Genomic DNA, 7,426 nt, shown 5'->3' on the forward strand with positions numbered 1-7,426 from the left:
CCGCACGGAGCCCGCCCGGCTCGCACGATGCCGGATCGGGCTGACTTTCCGAAGGAGTCGTCTCCATGTCTGCTTCTCCCGCCACCCGCCGTCTTCTCGCCGCGGTCCTGGCCGCCGGCGCCCTGGTCGGCGCGGCCGCCATCCCGGCCGCGGCCGCGACGACCGCGCCCTGAACCGCGAATGGATCGAGGTGAAGAACACCGGCCGCCACAGCGTCGACCTGCGCGGCTTCACCCTCGCCGACCGCGACGGCAACCGCTACCGCTTCAACCACCTCCGCCTCGACGGACACTCCAGCGTCAAGGTCCACACCGGTAACGGCCGCGACACCCACCGGGACGTCTACCAGGACCGCCGCCACCAGATCTGGGACGAGCGCGACACCGCCACCCTCCGCGACAACCGCGGCAACGTCATCGACACCGAGTCCTGGGGCGGCCGCGGACACCACGGCAACCGCCGCTGACCCCTCACCCCGACGGCAGCGACACAGGTGAGCTGCCCACCCCTCCAACGGCGTGCCACGGCCAACCGGCCGCGGCACGCCGCACCCGTGTCAACGGTGCCGCGTCATGCCGGAACCAGACGTCCGGCACCCGTTCCGCCAGAACCGTCGAGCCGTGTGCAGGAGACGACGACGGCCCCGCAGGCCGGAGAGTGACCGGCAGGGCGCGGGGGGAGCCTCGCTCACGTGGAGTGAACCACGATCTGGGACACGACCCAGAGGGCCCAGGCCAAGGGAATCAGGGCCACGTACGCCTGTGGCCGTCGGAGCACCGGCGGGCCCGTGTCGAGGTGGGCACGCCCCGGGGCGGGCGCCGACGGGGGAAGCTTGCTGTACTTCATGTAGGCCAGCAGATTCCATACGAGCGTGAACGGGTTGAAGATCACCAGGGACAGCGGGCCCCACCACCCCAGGCACAGCGTCCTGGTGGTCATCTGGCGGACGACGGCTATGCCGCAGGTTCGGCAGAACGGTCCCTGCAGGTGCTCGAACTTCATGAGGATGAGAATGCCCATGTGGGACCGGACTTTGAAGTTCTCGGCAGCCTGGCCACCGCAGGCGCGGCACGCGAGCGGCGCGTAGCCCATGGGAGCCGGGGCGGCGTAACCGCCGGGCGCGGGCGGGTGGTTCCCCGGTGCCGGGGCGTAGCCGTATCCTCCGGGCGCGCTGTAGGGGTTGCCCGACACCGGACCGTGACTGGAAGGGGGTTGTGGTGTTGCCATTTTTGAACAGGTCTCCAAGATAGCTCGTACGTGCTGACCCTAGCCGGAGTCGGGCAGGCGCTCGGGCGAGGGGGGGAAGCCGGCTCCATTGCGCGCGGTGCGCTCATCCCGCCGACGGCGGCCTACCCCACGGCAGTTCGCGCCCGCCCCGGAGGTCCGGATGCCCGATGCCGCCGCACGCGGGCATCAACTGTGTGGCTCCAAGCGCTCCAAGGCTCCAGGTGAGCGGCGCGCGCGTCAGCTCGTCGCCGTGCGGATCATGGCGGGAAGGCGTTCCTGTCGATGCGAGCACACCGATTTCGGGCGGAACGGGAGTTGACGGCTAGGACCCGGGAAGCGGGATGCGGTGAACAGCAAGGGGGGCCTGTATGCGCGTTCCTCATCACAGTCGAGAGCGGGAGCCGGGGCGCCGACTCCGGTGCGTTGCCCGAACTCCGTCGGCACCTGGGCGAGCCGCCGCCTCCCGATGCCATGGGCCTGGGCTCCGACGCACTGATCGCCGTTCTCGCGCCGGGCGGCGTCGCCGCCGTCCTGGCCGGCGCCGTCGTGGCCTGGGTGCAGAGCCGCCGTGGGGACCAGACCGTCGCCATCACCACGGGTGAGGGCACCGAGATCACCATCTCGACCACTCGCGTCCGGGGCCTGGACGCCCGCCAGAGCGCGGACCTGGCCAGGGAGTTGGCAGCCATGCTCGGAGCTCCGCCGGCCGGTCACTCACCCGCGCCCGTCGCCGCGACGGCACCCGAACCCGTCGCCGGGACGGCACCCGAACCCGTCGCCGGTCACTCACCCGCGCCCGTCGCCGGGACGGCACCCGAGCCCGTCGCCGGGACCGCACCCCCGGGCGCCCCGCCCGCCGCTGAAGAGCACCCGCCGACGCGTCACCTGCCGTGAGCAGCCAGACGCCCGGGGCCGAGCCGGTTCCCTCCACCGGAGCGGTCCGCGAGAGCAGGGAGCCCGGGCCGTCCGCCGCGGGCTCGGGCCTCGGCGAATCGGGGGCGCACGCCGTACTGATCGGCACGGGGCGCCACGTACCCGGCTCGCGGCTGCCGGATCTGCCCGCTGTCACCACCACGCTGGACGACCTCGCGTCCGCCCTGCGCGACGCATGCGGCATCACCGACCCCGACCGGATCCACCGGGTCCTGTACGACGCCGACACCGACGCGGTGATCGCCGCGGTCGAGCTGGCCGTCGCCGAGGCCACCGGGCCCGTGCTCCTGTACTACGTCGGCCACGGCCTGCTCGGCCCCCGCAACGCCCTGTACCTGGCCACGCACGCCACCACCGACCAACGGCAGGACACTCCTCAGTTACACCGGGCTGACCATCACCCCCGAGGAGGCGAAGGACCGGAACTCGTTGACCACCACGTCGGGAACCACGCTCTGGGACATCAGCGACCCGGCCGCGCCACGCGACCTCACCCGGCTGCCGGCCACCGCCACGCGCAGGGCGTTCAGCCCGGACGGCCGGCGGCTCGTCACCACGAGGAGCAACGAGGTCCAGGTCTGGGACGTGCGCGACCCGGCGAAACCGACGGAAATCGCCCGGTGGCCGGCGCACCGCGGAGCGGTGACCACCCTGCGGTTCAGCGATGACGGCACGCGACTGCTCACGGCCGGCGATTCCTCCGACAAGGACCTGGCGCTGTTCGACATGACGGTGCTGCCCAAGGTGGAAGTCCGGGCACGGTTCGCCGGGCACACGGGCGGTGTGGCCGATGCCTCGTTCACCTCCCCGAACGAGGCGCTGGTCTCCGTGGGCGAAGACGGGCGGGTCATACGGTGGGACCTGAAGAGCTGGGGGCGGCCCGTCGCCGTCGCCAATGGTGTCAGCGGCGGGCCGGCGATCGAGAGCGCCGCGTTCACCGCGGACGGACGGATTCTCGCCACAGGAGGGAGGGGTCACGACGTCACGCTCTGGGACATGGCCGAACCGCGGCAGCCGAAGAAGCTGGCGGTCATCCCCGGTGACCGCTTCGTCTGGGGTGTCGCCTTCAGCCGGGACGGCCGGACGCTCGCCATCGGGTACGCGCGTGCGGGCGTGAGCCTCTATGACGTCGAGGGTCCGGCGCACCCCAAGCCGGCCGCGGAGTCCGAGGAAACGCGGCGATGCCGGCTGCCGCAGATCGTCGCGGACCCCAGGGCGATGGCCTGTGCGGCGGCGGGCGGCGGGTTCACGCGCGAGGAGTGGAAGAAGTTCGTCCCCGACCTTCCCTTCGAGGAGACGTGCACCCCGTAGGGCCCGGAGGCGCGCTGCGGACTCCCGCCACCCACTGACACGCGCGACGTCGCCACCAGCCGGCAGGCGTCACAGCGGGTCTCCGAGAGGCCCGTACTGCTCTTCCAGGTTCTCGGCCCAGTGGGCGGCGAAGTCCGGTTGTGTGCCGTCGGCGTCGGTGAACCCGTACTCCTCGTACAGGCCCCAGGTGGCCAGTGCCCGGCCGGACTTGGCCATGATCTGCGGGTCTGCGGCCAGCGCGGCGACGGCCCGGCCCAGGTAGGCGGGGGTTTCGGAGTGGGCGAAGTTCGGGTCCTGGGCCGCGCCGTCGCGCCAGTTGGTCTCCGTGACGCCGAAGTGCTCCAGCACGGCCTCCGAGCGCAAGAAGCCGGGTGTGATCGCCACGGCCGCGACGCCGTGCGGCTTCAGCTCGGCCGCTTGCGCGACGGCGAGACGGATCACCGCGGACTTCGCGAGGTCGTAGAAGAACGAGCCCCGGTAGCGGGCGGTGTTGCCGTCAGTGACCTCCACGACCAGGCCGCTCTTGCGGGCGACCATCAGCGGCAGCGCGAACCGGCTGGTGATCACATGGGTTTCCACCGCCTGCCGGATCAGACGGAGACCGGTTTCCAGATCCTGCTCCCACAGCGGGTGTTCCCAGTCGGTCAGCGGGTCTCCGCCCCAGACGGAGTTGACCAGGACGTCGAGCTGTCCATCCTGTTCCGCGGCGATCCGGTCCACCAGGGCACGGACCTCCTCAGGCCGGCTGTGGTCGGTGCGGACGGGAATGCCGAGGCCGCCGGCCGCGGTGACCTGCTCAGCGGTCTCCTCGATGGTCTCCGGGCGGTCCAGGCCGGAGCGCCCGACAGCGCCGCTGCGGCCGGTCACGTACACCGTCGCGCCGGCGGCGCCGAGTGCGACGGCGATGCCCCGTCCGCCGCCCCGGGTGCCACCGGCGACCAGGGCCACCGTTCCGGTCAGCGGGCGTATGCCGGTCGAGGTCATCATTGCTCCAGGTCGTGGGGTCGGCGGGGCGGGAGGTTCGGGGAGAGCACGGTGTCGAGCTCCTGCCGGAGCCGCTGTTGGAGGGTGCCCCGGCGTTCGAGGGCCCATGTCAGACCCGCACCGGCGGTGATCGCCTGCACGGTGCCGGCCAATGCCGCCACATCCGTTCCGGCGCGAAGCTCGCCGGCGGCGGCCGCCTCCGCCAGCAGGTCCTCGATCGCGCGTCTCCGGGCATGATGAACGGCCAGGGCGCGCTCGTGGAGCTGTGGATCGGTGAGGTCCGTGCACAAGAACGCCAGATGATTGGCGAAGGTCTCTGGAGTGACCATCTCGCCCACCGATTCCACGACCAGCGCCACCAGGGCCCCGAGCGCCGATCCGTGCGACTGACGCACTTGCCCGGCCCTCTCACCCGCGTCCTGTGCGGACCGGTCGGCGAGTGCGAGGAGCAGACCGCGCTTGGACCCGAACCGCTGCACCAGAGTGCCGGGGACCAGCCCCACCTCACGCGCCACGGCAGCCAGCGTGAGCCCACCAGGACCCACCCGGCCCATGACCTTGCCCGTCGCGCGCAGGATCACCGCGTCCTCGACGCCTCGGGGACGTGCCACCGCCACCACCTCTTCATTAATAAATGCTCGTTCATTTATTAAATCGTCCGACCCGGGCCTGAGGCAAGTCCCGGTCCGGCCCGCGGCCGAGGCCCGGCCTGGACGCGGCCGCACGCGCGAGCGGACCCCCGGCCGGCCATTCAAGATCATTAAGGGTGCAGAATGACCCGTATGCCGATAACGAACACTCCGAAGCCGGCGGCGGTCGACGACGCTCAACCGGTCAGCCACACCCTGGCCCGCGCCTTCGACGACGACCCGATGATGCGATGGTTCTTCCCCGATGATTCCTCTCGGGAGGCGGGGCTGAGCCGCTACTTCACCACGCTCTTCACCCGGCAGTACGCCCACCACGGCGTGTGCGAGCGCACCGCCTCGGCGGCCGCCTTCTGGGTACCGCCGGAGGGGCTGGCAAAGGCCGTTCCCGACGCGGAGACCATCCAGGAGCTCCAGAACATCCTCGGAGACCGGGCTCCACTGTTCCGCGATGCCGTCGAGGCGGCGGCCGAGCACACGCCGGAGGGACCTCACTGGTACCTGGCAGTGATCGGCGCCGACCCGGCCGCGCGGGGCCAGGGACACGGGGCCGCCCTGCTGCGCTCGGGGCTGGCCAAGGCCGACGCGGCGGGGATGCCCGTCTGTCTGGAGTCCTCCAAACCGTCCAACCTCCCCTTCTACGAGCACTTCGGCTTCACCGTGCGCGGGGAGCTGCGACTGCCGGGGGGCGGCCCGGTGCTGTGGGCCATGCGGCGCGAGCCCCGCCCTCCGGCCGGCGTCTGAACCAGTACGGCGGCGGGCGGCGGGGCGGCGAGCCGGCCGAGCACAAGGCGTGGGCCGCCTCCGCCCAGCTCCGCCCGATCTCCGGCGTGAGCCTGGACGGGATCCCGGAAACCCGCGGGGCAGCCACCTGCGGCGGCGCCCGCCGCCCGGTGGTCCTGGCTCCTGGACGGCCGCACCCGCGACCCGGCCGCCACCGTCCACGCCGGGGCCTCTCGGCTCGCCACCCTCCACGCCGAGGGCTTCCCCGGCTTCGCGAGGCAGCTGAGAGGCCAGTACACAGGTGAGACGGTCGGGGAGGCGGTGGAGCCGTGGCCTGGTGGCCGCGTCCGTCGCCGCCACCAGGGTCGGCTTGCCGTCGGCGGCCCAGCTCTCGGAGCTCAGTGGAGGACGAGGTCGGGCTCGCTGTCGCTGTCGGTGTCGGTGTCGGTGTCGGTGTAATCCAGGCGAGGCTCGCCGTCGTCCGTGCCCCCGGGGTCGGGCTTGGGGCTGGGGGCGCCACCACCGCCGTGCCCGGGGTCGGGCGGCGGTACGTTGCCGCCCCCGCCTTCGTGGGTCCCGTCGGTCATGATCGGGCCGGAGCCCTTGGGGATGTCGACACGCTTGACGACGGAGATACGGCCGATCTTGTAGACCTTGCCGCTGGGGGCGGGAGGTTCGGTGTCGCCGCCGTTGGCCGTGTTCGGGCCGATCCTGCTGAGTGCCCCCGCCTTGGTGAGGCCCGCGAGGAGGCCACCACCGGGGCGGGGCTTGTCCTCGGTGGGGACGCCGGTGGCGGTGGTCGGTGCGGCGTGGGCGGTGGTGGTGAGGGAGATCCCTCCTGCGGCGATCAGGGGGGCGATGATGAGGGGCGCGAGGCGTCGGGTTCGGGTGCTGGCCATGAGGAGAGTGTCCTTACGTGAGGGGCGGGCATTTTCCGGATCAGGCATGCGGTTCGTCCGCGCTGGGTGCCGATGTCCGTGACTCCATTGGGCCGCACGCAGGGGACGGGGGTCACGGCCCGGAGATTCGGGACTTGACAGGCAGATTCACCGCCGCGCAGGGCTCGCGCGCACCGGACGCCGACGGGTCGGCAGGCCGACGGTGGCGAAGACCGGCTGGTCGCAGGGGCGGCGCCCCGAAGCGCGCCACGTAGTGCCACACCCGACTGAGTGCCTGCTCGTCGTGTCGGCCGGCCCGGGCAGCGCGCCCGACGACACGCGGATCCAGCCGCCCGTCCGTTGCGAGTTCCAGGCCCAGGTCGGCGTACTCCTGTCCGCGATGGCCGGAGTGGCGCCGGAGCTCCTCGACGGCGAGGCTGAATCCGGGGTGCCATTCGACGGGACCGGGAAGACGCCGTGCCGAGGCCTCGACGTCCGTGCCGCGGTAGCAGGGGTCCAAGACCACAGCCTCCACGTCGCGGTGGAGCCGGACCGGCCCGTGCACCTGCAGGGCGCGCGGCGGAGGAGTCGCCGCCCCGTACGGCAGCAGAAGCCGGAGAGGTGGTCACCTCTCCGGCGTCTGCTGTGTGGTGGGGCGGGTGGCTCGCCGGGGTCTGTTCCCGGGGGGCCTGCGGGGCGGTCAGCCCTCACTTGCCGAGCTTC

At 72.2% G+C, this 7,426-nt stretch carries 7 protein-coding genes and 2 pseudogenes; 4 read left to right on the forward strand and 5 right to left on the reverse strand.

Annotation, left to right across the window (positions count from 1 at the left end):
* The first annotated feature begins 65 nt into the window (after window positions 1-65).
* Window positions 66-466, forward strand: a pseudogene (locus tag AB0D48_RS30285) (lamin tail domain-containing protein).
* A 221-nt stretch (window positions 467-687) separates the two neighbouring features.
* On the opposite strand, the gene AB0D48_RS30290 reads toward AB0D48_RS30285, so the two are convergent.
* On the reverse strand, window positions 688-1,002 hold the full coding sequence (locus AB0D48_RS30290) for a hypothetical protein (protein WP_362403944.1): 315 nt from the start codon (window positions 1,000-1,002) through the stop codon (window positions 688-690).
* Window positions 1,003-1,650: 648 nt separating this feature from the next.
* Between AB0D48_RS30290 and AB0D48_RS30295 the strand changes: the two genes are divergently transcribed.
* Window positions 1,651-2,121 carry a hypothetical protein gene (locus AB0D48_RS30295; RefSeq protein ID WP_362403947.1) on the forward strand — a complete coding sequence of 157 codons (471 nt, stop codon included), beginning with the start codon at window positions 1,651-1,653 and terminating at the stop codon, window positions 2,119-2,121.
* Between the two features lie 468 nt (window positions 2,122-2,589).
* Window positions 2,590-3,471: a hypothetical protein gene (locus AB0D48_RS30300; RefSeq protein WP_362403950.1), complete on the forward strand. Its 882-nt coding sequence runs from the start codon at window positions 2,590-2,592 to the stop codon at window positions 3,469-3,471.
* Window positions 3,472-3,540: 69 nt separating this feature from the next.
* Here the strand turns inward: AB0D48_RS30300 and AB0D48_RS30305 are convergent, their stop codons facing one another.
* The gene (locus AB0D48_RS30305; RefSeq protein ID WP_362403966.1) at window positions 3,541-4,455 is read right to left on the reverse strand and encodes an SDR family oxidoreductase; all 915 of its coding nucleotides are present in this window, start codon (window positions 4,453-4,455) and stop codon (window positions 3,541-3,543) included.
* Window positions 4,455-5,066 (reverse strand): TetR family transcriptional regulator, encoded by a 612-nt coding sequence (locus AB0D48_RS30310; protein ID WP_362403953.1) that lies wholly within the window; start codon window positions 5,064-5,066, stop codon window positions 4,455-4,457. Before AB0D48_RS30310 ends, AB0D48_RS30305 begins: the two co-directional genes overlap by 1 nt.
* Window positions 5,067-5,228: 162 nt before the next feature.
* Here AB0D48_RS30310 and AB0D48_RS30315 point away from each other — a divergent pair, with 162 nt between their 5' ends.
* On the forward strand, window positions 5,229-5,846 hold the full coding sequence (locus tag AB0D48_RS30315) for a GNAT family N-acetyltransferase (RefSeq protein WP_362403956.1): 618 nt from the start codon (window positions 5,229-5,231) through the stop codon (window positions 5,844-5,846).
* A 377-nt stretch (window positions 5,847-6,223) separates the two neighbouring features.
* On the opposite strand, the gene AB0D48_RS30320 is transcribed toward AB0D48_RS30315, so the two are convergent.
* Together AB0D48_RS30320 and AB0D48_RS30325 are read right to left on the reverse strand one after the other, a co-directional pair.
* A complete protein-coding gene (locus tag AB0D48_RS30320) occupies window positions 6,224-6,724 on the reverse strand; it encodes a hypothetical protein (protein ID WP_362403959.1) in 501 nt (166 codons plus the stop codon).
* 112 nt (window positions 6,725-6,836) lie between these two features.
* Window positions 6,837-7,271: pseudogene (locus AB0D48_RS30325) on the reverse strand (DUF3626 domain-containing protein); the annotation flags it as partial.
* Between the last annotated feature and the right edge of the window lie 155 nt (window positions 7,272-7,426).

This window comes from Streptomyces sp. NPDC048269, assembly GCF_040652395.1.
GTDB lineage: Bacteria > Actinomycetota > Actinomycetes > Streptomycetales > Streptomycetaceae > Streptomyces.